At 60.9% G+C, this 18,465-nt stretch carries 14 protein-coding genes; 9 read left to right on the top strand and 5 right to left on the bottom strand.

Features of this window, described 5'->3' with window-relative positions:
• Positions 1 to 260 precede the first annotated feature (260 nt).
• Genes ACP7C6_RS01940 through ACP7C6_RS01910 form a run of 7 tightly spaced genes read left to right on the top strand, consistent with a single transcriptional unit; the run spans position 261 to position 7,402 of the window.
• Complete coding sequence (locus ACP7C6_RS01940; RefSeq protein WP_311892919.1) at positions 261 to 1,163, top strand: AMP-binding protein; 903 nt, start codon at positions 261 to 263, stop codon at positions 1,161 to 1,163.
• Positions 1,160 to 1,930: an ABC transporter ATP-binding protein gene (locus ACP7C6_RS01935; RefSeq protein WP_028616855.1), complete on the top strand. Its 771-nt coding sequence runs from the start codon at positions 1,160 to 1,162 to the stop codon at positions 1,928 to 1,930. The genes ACP7C6_RS01940 and ACP7C6_RS01935 overlap by 4 nt, the downstream gene beginning before the upstream one ends.
• On the top strand, positions 1,930 to 2,811 hold the full coding sequence (locus ACP7C6_RS01930; protein WP_028616854.1) for a branched-chain amino acid ABC transporter permease: 882 nt from the start codon (positions 1,930 to 1,932) through the stop codon (positions 2,809 to 2,811). The genes ACP7C6_RS01935 and ACP7C6_RS01930 overlap by 1 nt, the downstream gene beginning before the upstream one ends.
• A 4-nt stretch (positions 2,812 to 2,815) precedes the next feature.
• Complete coding sequence (locus tag ACP7C6_RS01925) at positions 2,816 to 3,865, top strand: branched-chain amino acid ABC transporter permease (protein ID WP_028616853.1); 1,050 nt, start codon at positions 2,816 to 2,818, stop codon at positions 3,863 to 3,865.
• A gap of 21 nt (positions 3,866 to 3,886) precedes the next feature.
• Positions 3,887 to 5,227 (top strand): ABC transporter substrate-binding protein, encoded by a 1,341-nt coding sequence (locus ACP7C6_RS01920; protein ID WP_068931661.1) that lies wholly within the window; start codon positions 3,887 to 3,889, stop codon positions 5,225 to 5,227.
• A gap of 3 nt (positions 5,228 to 5,230) precedes the next feature.
• A complete protein-coding gene (locus ACP7C6_RS01915) occupies positions 5,231 to 5,998 on the top strand; it encodes an ABC transporter ATP-binding protein (RefSeq protein WP_028616851.1) in 768 nt (255 codons plus the stop codon).
• Between the two features lie 12 nt (positions 5,999 to 6,010).
• On the top strand, positions 6,011 to 7,402 hold the full coding sequence (locus ACP7C6_RS01910; protein ID WP_426108190.1) for an FAD/NAD(P)-binding protein: 1,392 nt from the start codon (positions 6,011 to 6,013) through the stop codon (positions 7,400 to 7,402).
• 10 nt (positions 7,403 to 7,412) lie between these two features.
• Here the strand turns inward: ACP7C6_RS01910 and ACP7C6_RS01905 are convergent, their stop codons facing one another.
• The 4 genes from ACP7C6_RS01905 to ACP7C6_RS01890 are packed head-to-tail and all read right to left on the bottom strand — an operon-like array spanning position 7,413 to position 12,039.
• Complete coding sequence (locus ACP7C6_RS01905) at positions 7,413 to 8,660, bottom strand: efflux RND transporter periplasmic adaptor subunit (RefSeq protein WP_028616849.1); 1,248 nt, start codon at positions 8,658 to 8,660, stop codon at positions 7,413 to 7,415.
• On the bottom strand, positions 8,650 to 10,128 hold the full coding sequence (locus tag ACP7C6_RS01900) for a TolC family protein (RefSeq protein WP_426108189.1): 1,479 nt from the start codon (positions 10,126 to 10,128) through the stop codon (positions 8,650 to 8,652). The genes ACP7C6_RS01905 and ACP7C6_RS01900 overlap by 11 nt, the downstream gene beginning before the upstream one ends.
• Positions 10,121 to 11,338: an ABC transporter permease gene (locus ACP7C6_RS01895; protein WP_236318406.1), complete on the bottom strand. Its 1,218-nt coding sequence runs from the start codon at positions 11,336 to 11,338 to the stop codon at positions 10,121 to 10,123. Before ACP7C6_RS01895 ends, ACP7C6_RS01900 begins: the two co-directional genes overlap by 8 nt.
• Entirely contained in the window at positions 11,335 to 12,039 is a 705-nt protein-coding gene (locus tag ACP7C6_RS01890; RefSeq protein ID WP_028616846.1) for an ABC transporter ATP-binding protein, read from the bottom strand. The genes ACP7C6_RS01895 and ACP7C6_RS01890 overlap by 4 nt, the downstream gene beginning before the upstream one ends.
• A 360-nt stretch (positions 12,040 to 12,399) precedes the next feature.
• Here ACP7C6_RS01890 and ACP7C6_RS01885 point away from each other — a divergent pair, with 360 nt between their 5' ends.
• Together ACP7C6_RS01885 and ACP7C6_RS01880 are read left to right on the top strand one after the other, a co-directional pair.
• Positions 12,400 to 13,158, top strand: coding sequence for a TetR/AcrR family transcriptional regulator (locus ACP7C6_RS01885; RefSeq protein WP_016977465.1), 759 nt, complete (start codon positions 12,400 to 12,402; stop codon positions 13,156 to 13,158).
• A gap of 281 nt (positions 13,159 to 13,439) precedes the next feature.
• A complete protein-coding gene (locus tag ACP7C6_RS01880; RefSeq protein ID WP_426108188.1) occupies positions 13,440 to 17,315 on the top strand; it encodes a hypothetical protein in 3,876 nt (1,291 codons plus the stop codon).
• A 73-nt stretch (positions 17,316 to 17,388) separates the two neighbouring features.
• Here ACP7C6_RS01880 and ACP7C6_RS01875 read toward each other — a convergent pair whose 3' ends face one another.
• Positions 17,389 to 18,450, bottom strand: a complete 1,062-nt coding sequence (locus tag ACP7C6_RS01875) for an FUSC family protein (RefSeq protein ID WP_426108318.1) — start codon at positions 18,448 to 18,450, stop codon at positions 17,389 to 17,391.
• Positions 18,451 to 18,465 lie beyond the last annotated feature (15 nt).

Below are 18,465 nucleotides of genomic sequence, written 5' to 3'. Positions count from 1 at the left end.
GTAATGACAGGTTTAAGGTGTTTGTTTTTTATAGCGAATGTGTTTGCGGTGAGTCACTGACGATGCAGGGCTGAGGTGTTGCTCTCGCAACACTGAATACACACTTTGCTCGCTCAGCACGCTTCGCAAATTCTTTGTGGGCTTATAACCCATTGAATACGTTGGAAGTTTGTATAGGCACGACTTCTGCAATAGCTAGTTAAATCCCGTCGGCCAGCGGACCACCGCACGCACATCACCCCATTAGGAGCACTACCCCTATGAGCGTGCACGAACTCAAACGTCCGCTGGCCCTGGAATGGCCCGCCGAACTGCTCGGCAACCTACCCAAGGCGCTGGAACAATTGCACCACTGGGCGCAGATCACGCCGCTGCACACTGCCTTGCGCCACAAGCGCCAGGGCCAGTGGTATGCGTGGCGCTGGATCGACGCCTTGCGGGATGTGGAACGTCTGGCCGATGGCTTGCGTCAGCAGGGCTTTGACGAGCAATCGCGCTTGGCCCTCAGCGGGGCGTTCGAGCCGAACCTGTTGCTGTTGGCTCTTGCGGCTCAAGCCATCGGCGGGCAAGTCCTGACCCTGGCCGATGACGTGGAGCCCGAAGCGCTGCAACAACATTTATGGCGCATCCATCCCACCCATGCCTACACCCAGGACCGCCAGCAAGTGCGGCATTGGCAGTCGGCCAACCTGCTGGATTTTGCCCAGTTGCTCGGCCCGATCGACCCGGCGCAACACCTCGTACGCTGGTGGCAACCCAGCGGCGAAACCGCGTTGTGGAGCGAAGAGGGCACCCACTGGCAGGGCGGCTTGGCGGTAGTGCTGGAGCAATGGCTGAACAGCGGCCATGGCCTGGCCTTTCCGGAAAGCCTGGCCTCGGCGCGGCGCGATCGCAGCGAAGTCGCCCCCACCGGCTTGCTGTTGTCGCCTGCACGGTTGCAGCACCTGGCCGATGAGATCGAAAGCCGCCTGGCGCCTCATGGTACCTGGCGGCGACGCCTATGCGACTGGGCCATCGCCCACCCGCAAAGCGGCCTGCGCTGCCTGTTGAAAAACCGTGTGCGCAAGCTGCTCGGCTTTCAGCGCCTGGCTTACATCTGGCAACCCCTCAAATCCACCCCTTCGCCGGTGTGGCTGGCGCAATTCAAACGGGACATCGCATGAGCCAAGCCATTCTCCAGGTGCGGGACATCTCGCTGTCGTTCAAGGGCGTCAAGGCGATCAATGCCTTGTCCTTCGAGGTGGCGCGCGGCGAGATCTGCGCGCTGATCGGTCCCAATGGTGCCGGTAAAAGCTCATTGCTCAATGTACTCAACGGCGTGTATCGCTTCGATGCTGGCGAGATCGTCTTCGAAGACCAGCACTTCCATCGCATCGACCCGCTGGGTGCTGCACGCCGGGGCATTGGCCGTACGTTCCAGAACAACGCGCTGTTCAAGAAGATGAGCGTGCTCGACAACATCCTCACCGGCCTGTCGCGGCATATGCGCAGCAGCGTTATCGAACAGGCCCTGGGTTTGCCCCGCGCACGCCGGGAAGCCGAAGCGTTCCGCCTGCGCGCCCAGGGCATTCTCGAATTTCTTGAGTTGCAAGCTCAGCGTGATGTGCTGGTGGGCAACCTCTCTTATGGCCTGCAGAAGCGCGTCGAGTTGGGCCGGGCATTGATCGCCGGGCCCAGCCTGTTACTGCTCGACGAACCCATGGCGGGCATGAACGCTGAGGAAAAACAGGAAATGGCGCGCTTCGTCGCCGACGTGAACCGCGACCTCGGCACCACCGTGGTGTTGATCGAACACGACATGGGCGTGGTCATGGGGCTGTCCGACCACGTGGTGGTACTCGATTACGGGCGCAAGGTCGGCGACGGCACGCCCGCCGACGTGCAGACCAATCCCGAAGTGATCGCGGCTTACCTGGGAGTGGTGCACTGATGACGTTTTTCTTTGAAACCCTGCTCGGCGGTCTGCTCGCCGGCTCCATGTACTCCCTGGTCGCCATCGGTTTCGTGCTGATCTACAAGGCCAGTGGCGTGTTCAACTTTGCCCAGGGCTCGATGCTGCTGTTCGCCGCGCTGACCTTTGTCAGCCTGCATGACCAGGGCGTGCCGTTTGCCTTGGCGCTGCTATTGACTGTGATCGTGATGATCGTCGGCGCGTTACTCATCGAGCGCCTGGTTCTGCGGCCGCTGGTAAACCGCTCGCAGATCACGCTGTTCATGGCGACCCTGGGCCTGTCGTTCATTATCGAAGGCCTGGCCCAGGGTTTGATGGGGTCCCAAGTGCGCGCCCTCGACCTGGGCATCGACGACGTGCCGCTGTTCGTCGGCCCGCTGATGCTCAGCCAATTCGATTTGATCGCCGCGGCCGCTGCGGTGGTGCTGGTGACGGTGCTGGCGCTGCTGTTCAACAAGACCCGCATCGGTGTGTCGCTGCGCGCGGTGGCGGATGACACCACGGCTGCGCTGTCCATCGGTATCAACCTCAACCGTATCTGGCAGATCGTCTGGGCGGTGGCCGGGATTGTCGGGCTGGTGGCGGGGCTCCTGTGGGGCGCGCGCCAAGGGGTGCAGTTTTCGTTGTCGCTGGTAGTGCTCAAGGCCTTGCCGGTGCTGATCATCGGCGGCTTTACCTCGATTGGCGGGGCGATTGTCGGCGGGTTGATCGTCGGCGCGGCGGAGAACCTGGCCGAGGTGTATATCGGCCCCTTGATCGGCGGCGGCATCACGCCGTGGTTCGCCTACGTACTGGCCCTGGCCTTCCTGTATATCCGTCCCGCCGGCCTGTTCGGCGAGCGCGCCATCGAGCGAGTCTGAAACCATGTCGATTCCCGTTGTTCAAGACACCGCCCCGTTGCTGCTGATCCAGCGGCGCATTCCCTGGGGGCTGATTGGCCTGTTGGCGCTGGCCTTTGTCGTGGTGCCGCTGTGGGGCAATGACTATTGGCTCAATGCGATCCTGATACCTTTTTTAGTGCTCTCGTTGGCCGGGTTGGGCTTGAATCTGCTCACCGGCTACACTGGGCAAACCTCGGTGGGGGCCGCGGGTTTCATGGCTGTTGGCGCATTTGCCACTTACGGGTTTTTACTGCGCCTGCCGGAGCTGGGCTTGCCGGTGGCGCTGCTCGGCGGCGGGATTATCAGCGCGTTGGTTGGCCTGCTGTTCGGCCTGCCCAGCTCGCGGATCAAGGGCTTCTACCTGATGGTCACCACCTTGGCCGCACAGTTTTTCCTGGAGTGGCTGTTCGTCAAATTCCCCTGGTTCTACAACTACGGCTCCTCCGGGACCATCTCCGCGCCGAAGCTTTCGCTTTTCGGGTATGACCTCAATACCCCGCTGGGCCGTTACCTGTTGACGTTGGTCACCGTGCTGCTGCTGACCTGGACCGCGATCAACCTGGTGCGCAGCCAGGTCGGCCGCAACTGGATGGCGATCCGCGACATGGACACCGCCGCCGCCGTGGTCGGCATTCCGGTGGTGCGTTACAAGCGCCTGGCATTTGCGGTCAGCTCGTTTTACCTAGGCATCGCCGGCGCGCTGTGGGCCTTTGCCTACCTGGGCACGGCCAGCGCCAGCAGCTTCGATATCAATCGCTCTTTCCAGATCCTGTTCATCATCATTATCGGCGGCATGGGCAGCATCGCCGGCAACTTTGTCGGTGCGGCCTTCATTAGCCTGTTGCCGATCTTCCTCAGCCATGCCGGGCAGGCGCTGTTTGGCGGTTCAGTGGATGCGGGGCAGTTGCAGAACCTGCAGAAAATCATCTTTGGCGTGTTGATCATCGTGTTCCTCATAAAGGAACCCGAGGGCTTGATTCGCCTGTTGCACAACCTGCGTGACCGTGTGCGGCAATGGCCGCTGCGTTTCTAACATTCCCTCAAGAGAATTCCCATGCGTGCATCCTTGAAACATTCCCTGGTCGGCGCTGCATTTGCGCTGGCCGCCCTGGCCGGTGCTGTTCCCCAGGCGATGGCCTCGCCGGACCAGCAATTCATTCCCCTGGCCACCTACCGCGTCGGCGCCTACGCGTCCAGCGGCGTGCAGGTGTGGGCTGGGATGATCGACTACCTGCGCTACATCAACGAGGTCGAAGGCGGCATTAACGGTGTCAAGTTGGTGTGGCAGGAGTGCGAGACCGAGTGGACGGCGGAGAAGGGCATCGAGTGCTATGAGCGCTTCAAGAATGGCCTGGATGGCGCGCCGGTCGCGGTGTACCAGCCCAACGGCGCACCGGCAGCCTATGCCCTGAGCGAGCGCGCGGAAGTGGACAAGATCCCGCTGATCACCCTCGGCTACGGCCGCACTGAAGCCACCGACGGCACGGTGTTCCCCTACAACTTCCCGGTGATGCTGACCTTCTACAGCGAGGCGTCGACCCTGGTGAACTACATCGCCCAGCGCGAGGGTGGTTTCGATAAGCTCAAGGGCAAGAAAATCGCCACGGTCTACCACGACTCGGCTTATGGCCGCGAAACCCTCGGCCCGCTGAAATTGCTGGCGGAAAAGTACGGCTTTGAAAACATCCAGATTCCAGTGGCTGACCCCGGCAACGAACAGTCCGCGCAATGGCGCCAGGTGCGCCAGGCCAACCCGGACTGGGTGTTCCTGCGTACCTGGGGCGTATCCACCCCGGTCGCGGTGAAGACTGCCGCGCGCTTCGGCTTCCCGGTGGACCACATCATCGGCGACATCTGGGCCAGTTCCAGCGAAGACGTCTTGCCCGCAGGCAGCTCGGCCAAAGGCTACCTGGCGCTCACCCCTTATCCGGCGGGTGCTGACTTCGAAATCCACAAACGCCTCAAGCAATACATCCTCGACAAGGGCCACAGCGACCTCAAGGACCTGAAGAACTTCGGCAGCGTCTACTACAACTCCGGCCTGGTGAACGCCGCTGTGGCGGTGGAAGCGATTCGCACCGGCCAGGCCAAGTTCGGCAAGCGTCCGCTGAATGGCGAAGAGGGCCGCTGGGGCCTGGAACACCTGAACATCGACGACGCCCGCTTGAAAGACATGGGCTACCTGGGGCTGATGCAGAACCTCAAGCTGTCGTGCCGCGACCACGAAGGCGGCGGTTCGGCGCGGGTGCAGCAGTGGGATGGCGCCAACTGGACGCTGATCAGCGAGTGGATCGCTGCCGACCGCGCGTTGCTGCGTCCGTTGATCGATGAAAAGTCCGCCGCTTTCGCCAAGGAAAAAGGCCTGACGCCGCGCACCTGCACCGGGGATGAATAAAGCATGAGCCAGCTCGCTGCTGAATCCGCCAGCCCTTCACTGTTGACGGTCAACGACATCGAAGTGATCTACGACGGCGCAATCCTGGCGGTAGCCGGGGTGTCGCTGCACGTACCTAAGGGCGCCATCGTCGCCTTGCTCGGTGCCAATGGCGCCGGCAAGAGCACCACGCTCAAGGCGATCTCGGGGTTGGTACGGGCCGAGCGAGCGGAGGTCAGCCGAGGTGTGATCGACTATGCAGGCCTGGACCTGGCCGGTGTCGATCCCAGCCAGCGCGTGCGAAAGGGCATGGTCCACGTGCTGGAAGGCCGTCATGTGTTCGGCCAACTCACGGTGGAAGACAACCTGCGCAGCGGCGGCTTCGTGCGGCGCTTGAGCCGCAAGGACATGGAACAGGACCTGGAGCGCCTCTACACCTGGTTCCCGAGGCTCAAGACCAAGCGCCACACTCGCGCCGGGCTCACTTCGGGCGGCGAGCAGCAGATGGTCGCCATCGGCCGGGCGTTGATGACGCGTCCTACTTTGGTACTGCTCGACGAGCCGTCCATGGGTTTGGCGCCTATGATCGTGCAGGAGATTTTCGAGATCATCGCGCAGCTCAATCGTGAGCAGCAGGTGAGCTTCCTGATCGCCGAGCAGAACATCAATGTCGCACTGAACTATGCGTCCCACGGCTACGTATTGGATACTGGCCGCGTGGCCTTGAGCGGCAGCGCCGCTGAGCTGTTGGCGCGGGGCGACTTGCATGACATTTACCTGGGCAAACAGTAAGGGCGACTCTGCATGACTGAATCCATCCGCAACGCTGATGTTCTGATCATCGGCGGCGGCCTGAGCGGCACGATGCTGGCCGTGCAACTGCTGCGCCTGCCGGGTCGGCGCCGGATCCTGGTGATCGAGCCGCGTGGCGAACTCGGCCGGGGCGAGGCCTACAGTGCTGTCGAACTGGGCCACACCCTGAACGGCAATGCGGCGCGCATGAGTGTCGACCCGGACAATGCCGACGATTTGACCCAATGGCTCACCGAGTACATTGGCGCAGGCGGCTGGCCGGAGTCGCGCCAGCAGCACGTGCCGATCAGCGAATTGTTCCCGCCGCGCGGGATATTTGGCTTGTACGCCCAGCAACGCTTGGCCGAGGCGAAGGCGCAGTCTGCCTCCAGCGTCGAGCATGTGCGTGCTGAGGGGGTTGACCTGCAGGTGGACGAAGGTTCAGCACTGCTCACCCTGGATGACGGCCAACAATTGCGCGGCGGTTTTGCGGTGCTGGCCACCGGCATGTTCCCGGCGGCGCGCACGCCGCAGACCGAGTCCAGCGGGTTGAACGCGGCGGCGGTGGATCCCTGGGATGTGAAAGCCATGACCGCGATTGACCCGCAAGCGCCGGTGCTGATCATCGGTTCCGGGTTGACCATGGTTGATGCCGTGGTGTCCCTGGAACAGGCTGGGCATCGCGGGCCCATCGAGATTTTCTCGCGCCACGGCCTGTTGCCCCATGTGCGTCGGCAGCCGCCGAACTGGGTGGATTTCCTTGGCGAAGATCACCGCCTGCGTAGCCCTCGGCAATTACTCCGCGAGGTGCGTCGGCAATGCACTATGGCGCAAGCACAGGGCATCGATTGGCAGGCGCCGCTGGACACGGTGCGTGCGCATATCGGCCGGCTGTGGAGCCAGGCCAGTGAGCGCGAAAAACGTCAGTTCGTGCGCCATGTGCGGCCGTGGTGGGAAAGCCATCACCACCGTTCGCCGCCGTTGAGCGCGCAGTTGGTGGCGCGGTTGCATGAAGAAGGACGGTTGCGGATTCAGGCGGCGTCGTTCAAAGGCCTGGAACCTTCGGTCGAGGGCGTGACCATTGGTGTGCGTCACCGAGGCGAGCAGGCGGTGAAGCGGGTTTGCGGCGCGGCCCTGATCAACTCCAGCGGTATCGAATACGACTGGCGCCGCGTGGCCCGGCCGTTGCCCCAGCAATTGCTCAAGCGTGGGCTGATCCAGCCTGGGCCCTTGGCGCTGGGGATTGCGGCGGATACGTCGGGGGCAGTGGTGGATGCCCAGGGGCAGGTCAGCCAGCGCTTGTTCGCCATGGGCCCGCCCTTGCGGGGGATGTGGTGGGAAAGCACGGCAGTGACGGATGTGGCGCTGCAAGCCAAGGCCCTGGCGGCACGACTCACCCTGTAGGAGCCGGCTCCTACAGGGGGTTGGTGTTCACGAAACCGGGCTTTAGGCCGAAGACCTCGACGCCTAGGGCGGTCGATTGCCCGGTCGTCACCTTCACCCGCTCCACCGGCTTATCCATCGCCTCACGGTATTCAACCGTCATATCCGGCCCTATCGCCTGGCTCGGAATCACCATCGCCTGCGCATTGTTGTAAGTCACGATGGTCAACCGCGCGCTCATCCCCAGGCGCACCCGTTGCAACTGCTGCGGCGTGAGCTTGGGGATCGACAAGGTCACCGGAAACTGCGCACTGCCCTGGCCGTCACCGGCCATCGCCAAGCCGCTCACCACGCTGACCGAGCCGTTCAGTCGCTCGCCGTCAAACCCATCCCCCAGCACTTCCACCGCCTGGCCCTGATGCAACTGGTTGATGTCCAGCTCTGAGACCTTGGCGACGATTTTAAGCCGTTCGATGTTCGCCAGGCCAAACAGCACCTGACCCTGGCTGACCTTGCTGCCGGCCTGCACCGGGGCCGTGTTGTTGCCGCCAGCCTGGGGTGAGTTGTTGCCGGGCGGCGGCACCACGATGCCGGAGAACGGCGCCTTGATTTCCCGGCCTTCGAGCAGCTTGTGCAGGGCGTCGTATTTGACCGTGGCATTGGTCAGTTCCATGTCGGCGATCTGGCGGTATTCGCCCTTGCCCTGGTCGAGGGCCTGCTGCAGTTCGCTGCGCGCGGAGGCGAGGTCCAGTTGTTGTTGCTGGGTCTGCTGCTTGAGGTCGTCCAGTTCGTTGCGCGGGATGATGCCGCGCTGGAACAGGTTTTCGCTCTCGGTGAGTTTGCGCTGGGTATTGCCGGCGGTCATTTGCGCCGTGCGCAAGCTGCGACGTGCACGGCTGACGGTGGGGCCGTTGTCCCAGTCCTGCATTTCTTGCACGGTGCGCCGGGCCTTGAGTTGGGCGGAAAGGGCCTCGCGCAGTTGCACCTCCAGGGTGGCCGGGTCCATGCGCAGTAGCACCTGGCCGGCCTCGACCCTTTGGCCTTGCTCCACCAGGTTGGCTTGCACGTTGCCGTCGAACGGCGCGGTGAGGGTGATGGTGGTGTCGGGTTCGATCTTGCCCACCAGGCCGATCTGGTGCACCAGCGCGTCGGGCTTGATGGCCAGCCACTGTTCGGTGGTGCCAGCGGGATTGGAGGCCGGGCTGCGCAAGGCCAGGCCCGCGCCGCCCAGCAACAGGATAAGTACAGCGCCCAGCAGGCGTTTCTGATTAGTAGTCATTGAGGGCGATTTCCCAACTTTCCAGCGTCATGCCCAGGGTCAAGTCAAGCTGGGTCTGGGCGTTCAAATAAGCGATCAGCGCATTGAGCTGCGCGTTCTCGGCGTTGCGCAGGTCGGTCTCGAAACTCAGCACCTGGAAGTTGGTGGAGCGTCCGGCGCTGAGTTTTTCCCGCTCGATCTCGATCTTGCGCCGCGACAGCTCCACGGCGCGCTGGGAGATTTCATATTGGCGCCAGCGGGTGCCGAGGTCGCGCACCACATTGTTGACGCTGCGCTCCAGCTCCTGGCGCGCATCGGTGATACGGATCTCCTGATCCTCAACATTCACCCGCGCACGCACTTCGGCCTGGCGCGTGCTGATATCGCCGATGGGGATTTGCACCTGCACCCCAGCGTAGCTGTCCCAGGTGCGGTTGGTGGAGCGGCCGGCGTCGTTATCGGTGTTGGCCCGTATCTGATTGGCACCGGCTACCAGGTCCACCTGCCAGCGCCCGGAATCCTTGGCGATCACCAGGTTGAGGTCGGCCTGTTGGCTGCCGAGCAGCGCGGCCAGGTATTCCGGCTGCTGGGTCTGCGCGAGGTTGAAGGCCTGGCGCTTGTCGACCTGCATGGGCCGGGCCTCCAGGGCCTCGGTGGCGCGAACCGGCGTGGACAGGTCCAGGGCCAGCAGACGCAGCAGGGCCAGGCGGCTGGTGTCCAGTTGGTTCTGCGCTTCTTCCACGCCGAGTTGCTGGGTGGCGATATCGGCTTCGGTCTGCACGATTTCGAACTCAGCCATGCGCCCGGCATTGATCAGCGCTTTGTTCACCTCCAGCAAGGTGCCAGAGCGCTTGAGGGCGTCCTGCACGATGCTTAGTTGCTCCTGGGCACGCAGCAGTTCGCGGTAGGTGGCGATGATCTGGCTAATGGTTTGCGCCACGGTGGCCTTGAGGTTCAGGCGGTTGGCCTGTTCCGACAACCGCGACAGGCGCAGCGGCGCGGTGGTGGCGTCCCAGCCAGCGCCACGCAACAGCGGCTGGATGATCGCCAGGTCGAGGCCGTCGCTGCGGTAACGGCCGGCGCGGTCGGCGGTGTTCAGTTGCTGGGTCCAGGCCATGCTCAGGCGCGTGCCGTATTCACTGAGCAGGCTGGTGGCCGGCGCGAGGTTGGCATTGCGTGTGTTGTCGGCGGAGCCACGGTTGGTGCGGTAATAACTGTTGAGGGTGAGCTTGGGGTTGAACACATCTTCGGCCACCCGCAGGTCGAACTTTTGCGCCACCCGTTGCAGGTAGGCGCTGCGGATCGCCGGGTTGTTGCGCAAGCCCAGGTACACCGCATCGCCCAGTGTCAGGCTGGTGACCTGAGCATTCAACGAGACGCTGCGGTCATAGCCGCTGCGGGTGCTACTGGGCGCCGATGGCTTGATCACCACGTCGGCGGCCGTGCCGGGCAGGCTGAAGAATGCGACCAGCCAGAGCCATTTATTCATCGCGCAGGGCCTCCACCGGCTGCAAGCGTGAGGCCGACACCGCTGGGTAGATGCCGAAGAACAACCCTACCAGCAAGGTACTGCCCACCCCCAGCGGCAAGGCGGCCACCGCCAGCGCAAACGCCCAGCCCGACAGCCAGGCGTACAACCAGGCAGCGGTCATGCCCAGCACCGCGCCGCAGAGGGCGCCGACGGCGGTGAGGGTCACGGCTTCGAGCAGGAACAGGTTGCGGATATCCCGCTGGCGGGCGCCGAGGGCCATGCGGATGCCGATCTCGCGGCGGCGCTCAGAGACGTTCATCAGCATCACGTTCATCACCCCCACACCACCGCCCACCAGTGAGATCGCGCCCAAAGCCAGCAGCAGGTAGGCGAATGTGCGGCTTTGCCGGGTCATGCCATCGATCATTTGCTGGGGCACCTGGATGTCCACATCGTGGTCGGGGAGTTGGGGTTTCAGCGCGGCGACCGCTTCTTTGGCGACGCGCTCCATGTCCTGCCCGGGCGCTGCACGAATGATCAGGTTGCCGATCTGCGGTGTTGCATAGATGCGGCGCATGCCTTCGGCGGGAATGAACAGCGACTCGTTGGCCTGTACTGGCATCAGCATCGCCCGTGGCTGGCTGCGCAGGATGCCCACGATCAGGAACAGGTAGTCGTTGATGCGCACGCGATCGCCCACTTGCAAGGAGTCGCCCGGCGCACTCAGTGACTGGGCCACCTGGTCACCGATCACACCGTAGGTTTCGTTGACATCGAAGCTCGACAGGAAACGCCCCCGCTGCACCACCAGGCGCATCGCATCCTTGATGTCCGGTGTACTGCCCACGAAGTTGGCGTTGGCGGTACGGCCATGGAACACGATGGGCCCGCTGAACAGTGTGAGAGCACCGATATGGGCTATGCCAGGCACCGTCTGGCGCATGGCGTCGAGGTCGAGGCGGGCGGGCATCGGCACAGTGCTGGCGCCCTTGGGGGGGAACTGAGCGATCAGGGTGTCGGTGCCCATGTCCTTGAAGATCATCGCGGCATCCACCGACGCGTTATGCCCGATGTTGATCAGCGCCACCACCGACGAACTGCCGATCACGATACCCAGCAAGGCCAGAATCGAGCGCTTGCCCAGGGTGCGCAGGCTGACGAACGCTTCATGCAGCACTTGGCTGAGGTTCTGTTCAACCCGCAGGCTGCTCTTTACCCGCTCGATCATGGGCGCCCGGCCTCTTGCACCACGCCGTTACGCACCAGGATCTTGCGGTCCAGGCGCTCGGCGATGTGGGGGTCGTGGGTGACGATGATCAGGGTGACTTGTTGTTCACGGTTCAGCGCCAGCAGCAGGTCCATGATGTCCTGGGCCGTGGTGCTGTCGAGGTTGCCGGTGGGTTCGTCGGCGAGGATCACCGAGGGTTTGCCCACCAGTGCCCGCGCAATGGCGACGCGTTGACGCTGGCCACCGGAGAGGTCGGCGGGGCGATGGTGGGCGCGGTCGGCCAGGCCGACTTGTTCGAGCATGCGCAAGGCCTGCTCCACCGACTCATGACGCGATACGCCGCGATAACTCAGGGGCAGGGCGACATTGTCCAGGGCGCTGAGGCGTGGCAACAGGTTGAAGCTCTGGAACACAAAACCGATCTGCTGATTGCGGATCGCCGCCAGTTCATCGGGCGTGGCGTTGAAGATATCGTGGCCGGCAAAGTGGTACTGGCCGCAGTTGGGCAGGTCCAGCAGGCCAAGGATATTGAGCAGCGTGCTTTTGCCAGAGCCGGAGGCGCCGAGGATGCCGCAGCTGTCGCCGCGGGCAATGGACAGGCACACATCATTGAGAATGGACAGGTGCTGCCCGGCCAGCAGATAGTGTTTGCCGATGCCTTGCAGGGAGATCAAGCCTGGGTGCGCGGGGGTATCTGTCATGAATACGCCTTCAGTCTCGACGCCGTCGTCATCGTCCCCGGTAAAGCCTTGTAACAAGTTAGGGGTCGCCTCAGGGTGCGCCATGGACCGGTTTTTGTTTCTTGTTTTTAAAATATTGTTTGAATACTAACCGCCTTCCAGCCGCTTCGCCAGCCGTCGATGTAGAGCGGTTTCAGCTTGGGAAAAGGCCTGCCCCAAGAGCGCGGGAGGTTGAACAAAACCCGCTTGCCCGCCTCCGACGAGCCCGTCGGCCAAGGCTTTCGATCATATGGCGGTGTGTCACTACTTGCTTTCGAGCGAGGGCCCCGGTATAAAAAATCAAATTATTTTTTTAAACAATATTTCCTACGTGGAACTTCTATGGTCGCGAAGAAAGTCAGCGCTCCAAACATCACCAAGACTCGATTGCTGGATGCGACAGAGGCTCTCTTCATAAAGTATGGCTACGACGCCGTTCTGCTTCGGCAGATTACCGAGCGTGCCCAGGTGAACCTGGCTGCGGTGAACTACCACTTCGGGGACAAGGACTCCCTGATGCAGACCCTGCTCAAGCAGCGCCTGGAACCGCTCAACGAGCAGCGCCTGGAACTGCTCGCACGTTGTGAGGCCGAGTCCGACGGCCCTCTGGACTGCGACACGTTGCTCGGCGTGCTGTTTGCCCCGGCCATGGGCCTGGAGCGCAGCGATCCCGCCAGCGCCAGTGGGGAAGGGCGTTCATTCATCCGTTTCCTGGGGCGGGTGTACAGCGACACGTCGCCGTTTATCCAGGAATACCTCAAGGTTCACTACCAGCCGGTGTTCCAGCGGTTCTTCGAAGCCTTTGCCCTGGCCCTGCCGGACCTGCCGCGCAATGAACTCGGCGTGCGCCTGCAATTTGCCCTCAAGGCGATTTCCGGGGTGATGGCCGGTACCGAACTGCGCCTGCTGATGAACTCCATGAGCCTGGGCCGCCCGGCCACGGATGCCGAGGTGATGGCCAAGTTGATCACGTTGGTGTCGGCAGCGATTCGCGTGCCGCAGCAAAGCCCTGAGGCGGAACATGCCTTGGCCAAGGTGCTGGATACCCAGCGGGCGATTCGTGAGCAATCTGCCGCGCCAGCGAGCAAGGCCGCGCGTTGACTCAAATCCCAGGCAAAAAAAAGCCCGCTGGGGCGGCGGGCTTGATGTGCAACATTTGTAACGGATGAGGCTTCACACTACGTTCCAGGATGTGAATAAAACGTGAAAAATATGTAAGAAATGATGTGTAAATTGCGATAGTTCAAGCATTCAAACCACTACTTCAAACGATCACTCTTCGCTACTGTCAACTTTGACAGCTAGACACGTTGAGTGATCAGGCGTGTGATTTTCCCCTGACTCGTGTACGACCTGCACGGGCTTAAACCCGGAGAAAAATCATGTCTGCCAAACCCAAGGCCCCCAAATCCTCAGTCGAGGACGCCGAGACACCGGCTTCCGCATCCTCTGAATTGTCCGCGTCAGGCACTGCCAGGCCTGCTCCGCGAAAAAAACCATCTCCCGTGGTGAAGTCGTCGGACACCCGCCCCGGGTTTACCATTATTGAGGATCTGGACTCTCCCTATACCTCCCCTGCGCAGGTTATACCGGTCGAGAACGCGTCCTATGGTCTGGGCATCCGTCATATTGAGGAGGGACTGGATGTTGTCTTTGAGCGTTGGGCAGGATTTTCCGAGGGTGACATCTATCGGTTCAAGCAGGGAGATCTGGTGCTGGGGGAGGACACCGTTAAGGCTGACGAAATCACTAATAAAAGAGTCTACCTAAACATTCCTCGTAGCATTCTGCCGTTGGGCTTTGTAGGCGATGTCTACGGCGAAGTTGAGCGTATTGGCAGCTCAACCCTCAGTACCTCGCCGCCCCAAGTTATATTTGTAAAGGAAACCCGTCCGGGAGGTGCCGACGAACGTCCCCATGAAAATTGGCACTCCAAACTGATGCTGACCCTTTCGGTTACATTTATTGACGCTGTCGTCGCAGATAGGGGGGTTACTGCAACGATTCGGGCATGGGAGAACATGCGGGTTAACGACTTGGTGATGTTCTACTGGGGCGAGCATCGTTTTGAGCTACCCCCTGTCACAGCTGACCAAGTGGGTTCTGACCTGACGTTTGTGATCGATGGTGAATTCATAAAGGCGGCCGGATCAGGTCATTTTGTCGTGCAGTTTTATCTGTATGACGAGGTGCGCAACCGCTCGGGTGAGCTGCAGCCGTGGTGCAAACCGGTACCGGTAGAAGTCAAGTTGGACCTATCGTTGCCGCCGGAACCGTTGATCGTCGAAGCGGACGTAATCACCGGGGTCCTGGACGCAGATGCTCTAGGTCAGGCTTCTGCCACTGCTGAAGTAGAGGTGCCGCGTAACAGTGCTTTTTTTCGGGTGGGTGATTTTATGTTGCTCACCGTGCACGGCACGACTCCAACAGGTGAGTATGTGACTGAATCCTTGCGGCTGCTGGTTGACAGGATTCCAAAGTATTACGAATTTCCTATCCGGAACGAGTTGGTCCGCTCACTTATTCAAAGCACCCTGACGGCTTCCTATGTTAGGCAAAGAGACGGTGAAGATGATCTGCGCTCCAGGGATACGACGGTTACCGTTGCCGGCCGGCGTTTTGAATTGCCAAGGCCCCTGGTTCGCCAAGCCCATGGACCGTTCATCGAGCCGAATTTGCCGCGCATTACCGTGGAGATGCCGGACTACCAACCGCCGGGCAGCACTGGGGATAATTTGACAGTTCAAATTCAGGGGTTTCACTTGGACAACACCTCTGAACTGGTTTCGTCTTCGCGTCTGGCTGGCTCGCATGTGCGCACGCGTGATTTTCTCAATGACCAATACGCGCGTTTCGAAGGCTTGCGCGACACCAACGTGCACTACATCGTCACTGGCGCACTGGGGATACGTGAGTCAGACCGCCGTTGGATACAAGTAGGACGCCCAGCGCGAACGCTGCAGGCACCTGTGTTCCAGGATGCAATCAATGGCAACATCGACCCCGCGGGGGTCGGCAGCGTGGGTACGCTGGAGCTGCGTGCGGATTTCAAACAGGGCGACAAGGTCATCATTAAGTACACGGGCTCCGTCAGTGGGGAAGCGCAGTATGAATACTCGCTGTTTGTAACGGGCAATCCACTCTTGGTGGATGTTCCAAAACAGCTCTTCGATGACAATCTGGACGGCACGCTCACTGCCAGCTTCCTGATTGAGCGCTATGGTGTCTTCGAGTATTCCGAGGAGGCGGTGGTGACAATCGGCACGGCATTGGGCGAACTGTTCATGCCCGAAGTGCTGCAAGCCAACCCCGACACCCATGAACTCGACCCGATGCATACATGGCCGAATGGTGCGACGGTCCGGGTGCGTTACAAGTTCATCAAGCTCTCCGACAAAGTCCAGGTTGACTGGATGGGGCTACCAGGAATAGGCAGCTATTCGGAAATCAAGGAAGGGCAGACCGGAGACCATATCGACTTCAGCATCCCGGTCGAAGCCATCGGCTACAACATCCATCCTGATGGCCGTGATATCGAAGTGTCCTTTAAAGTGATCCGCAATGGATTTGCTACACCGTCACCGACACTGGTGGTGCGTTTACTCTCGCTGCATCATTTGCCTGGGCCCCTGATCGACAGCATTGGCGATGACATCGTGTTGCAGAAAACGTTGTTGGACGATCTGGACATGACTCGTGTGCCGCCCTACCCATACGCCGCAGTGGGGCAACACATGTGGTTGCACTATTCGGGCAGGCTCGACACGGGAGCTCCCTATGAGGAGTCGACGTTTGTCGCCCGCAAGGTTGTTGACGACGATGTCACATTTGGCCCATCAGCATATACGCCAGTGGGTCGTCTGCGCCGCCTTCAAGACTGGTCTGCACTGACGATCAGCTTCTGGGTGACGTTCGATCACAGTTCGCTGAAGGACAACGCTGTGCTATTTGGCGTTCGTCATCATGTGGTCCAGGACCAACCGAACGTATTTCCTCATCCGTCGATCAAAGACTCGACGCCTGCCAGCGGGCCGGAAGTGTCGGTTGACCCACTGACAGTCGAAAACAAGTGCCAGGTGCTGGTGAGCTACCCCAACATGAACGTGGGTGGTACGGACCGGGTAACGCTTCACTGGGCCTTTGAAAATGGTTTGACGATTGATTTGGGGCCGCTGGATGGTTTGGATGGTGGCACGGTTACCTTCAACGTGCCCAATGATTTGGTCGCCAGGAGTGTGAACAGTACTGTTCATTTGCAGTACTTCGTACAGTTGGGTCGAGGTGGCGAGGGTACATCCGATGAGCAGAAAGTCACGTTCGATACGATTGCGTCCGCCAACCTGCCACGTGCCCTCATCAATGGCGTGGCCCATGGAGGGAGCCTTAATCCACCCACATTTACCGGTGACGGCCGGATCGCAGTTGCCAAATGGCGCTTGAGTAACCCCGGGCAGCGGGTGTGGATGTCGGCTTCCAGTCCTGGAGCTGTCACGCAGGACCTGTTAACGGCCTATCCGATCAACTCGTCGCAGGCTGCCAATGGCCTGCGCGACCAGTTGATCTCGCTCGCCTGGTTATTGGGACTGCCGAATAACAGCGTGGTCACGATCACGTTGGCGGTCACCTTCGACGGCAGTGAGGAGCGCAGTGATGCGTTACCTTTCCTTTCCACTCAGTACACCATTAGCCTGACGTCGCCGCTGAATTTCGACCAGACTGCGGTCACCTTGAGTGCTCGGACTTACCTACTTCCCGGAACTCCCGGTGTATTGCCAGCCTTCGGCGCAGGAAACTCGATCAGGCGCCAGGCTTCGGGCGGTACAGCGCCCTACAACTACTCATCAAGCAATACATCGATGGCCGTGGTGGATGGCGGCGGGCTGGTGACCGTGCGTGGCAATGGTTCTGCGAGGATTACCGTCAGGGATTCGTCGGTGCCGGTGCAGACCCGCAGTTACGACGTTTATGTCAGCAACGTGGTGCAAGTGTATGGCGTGGGCAGGAACACGTTCAGGAATATCAGTACGGCAGTGGCGAATGCTGGGCTACGCATGCCCAGTCTTGATGAGCTACGCGCCATCAACCAAGCCTATGGAGCCAAGTGGCCCATGGGGTATGCGTGGTACTGGTCGGGTACCTTCTCCCATTCATTTCTCTTTACCACTTATTACTACTTTCTGGATATTCCTGGCGGTGGCACAGGGACGGAAGCCGACAAGTTGCTCGGCGGCCACCTAAATGGTATCGGGTTGAGATAATGCAAGCGTGAAGTGCTGGCCGGTGGATCGTATAGAGAAACCGGCCTTTTCATGATCAGTTGAGTGAGGAGGCTTAGATCTTCCAGCGACCTGCACTATTGGCCAGTCTTTGACGCATCGCATCCACATTCGCCGCCAGCTGTAAGGTCAACAACCGATAGCCATCCAAAGCACTGTAGATCGGCGCTTTCATTGCAGGCTCACTGCCAATTGCGTGTCCGCTGCGCTCCAACCGCTCCGTCACCCCCGACTTCAACGCCCGCGCCATCCCCACCAACTGCACCCGAATCTGCCGATGCTCGGCTTTCAACATCACCTGCATGCTTGCCATCGCCTGCTCATCACGCGGATCCGGTCGGGTATTGCCGAGAATCTCCAAGGTACTGATGCACAGGCGCAGGTGCCGTTGGATTGCGTCCAGCTCCGTCATGGAAATCCGCACTTCCTTTGACACGGACGGCATCAACGAACGCAGTTGCACCATCGACGCATTCAAGCGATTGAGCAGCTTGAGATGCTCGTCATCGGTGACCGACTGGCCATTGATGATCCGGCTATAAATAGCGGCGCAGTCGCGCAATGCACTGGCCAGGTTGTAACGCCACGAATACACGGCGTACAGCGGCAGGGCGAAGGAAAAGGCCAGCGCCAACACGATACCGATCAGGATATCCACGGTGCGCCACAATCCGTCCGATACCGGATTGTCACCATGCCCAGCGACGATAAACACCGTGATCGCCGACAGTAGCGCGATATAGCCGCCCTTGCCGATGGCGTGATAGGAAAAGAACCCGCACACCACCGACATCAGCAGATAGGTCAGCAACGGCTGGCCCAGCCATGCCTGTTGCAGCACCAGCAGCAAACCGACGCTGGCGCCGATCAAGGTGCCGTAGGCACGCTCCACGGCTTTCTTGCCGATATTGCCGTGGTGCTGCAAACCGCCGATCACGATCAGCATCGTCACCGACGCCCACTCACCGTGAGGCAGGTTGATGCCGGTGGTCAGCAGGATCGTCGCCAGCAAGCCGATGGACACGCGCACGGCGTGGATCAGCTTGGCATGGCGATAGCGGCGGTACGGGTCGAGCAGTGGGCGCAACAGGCGCCGGGCAAACACAGGCAGATGCAGGTTAATCAACGACGA

This window comes from Pseudomonas sp. TWR1-1-4 (assembly GCF_049897165.1).
GTDB classification, from domain to species: Bacteria; Pseudomonadota; Gammaproteobacteria; order Pseudomonadales; family Pseudomonadaceae; genus Aquipseudomonas; species Aquipseudomonas canadensis.
The sequence above is the reverse complement of the archived record's forward strand: the minus strand, read 5'-3'. Positions and strand labels throughout refer to the sequence as shown.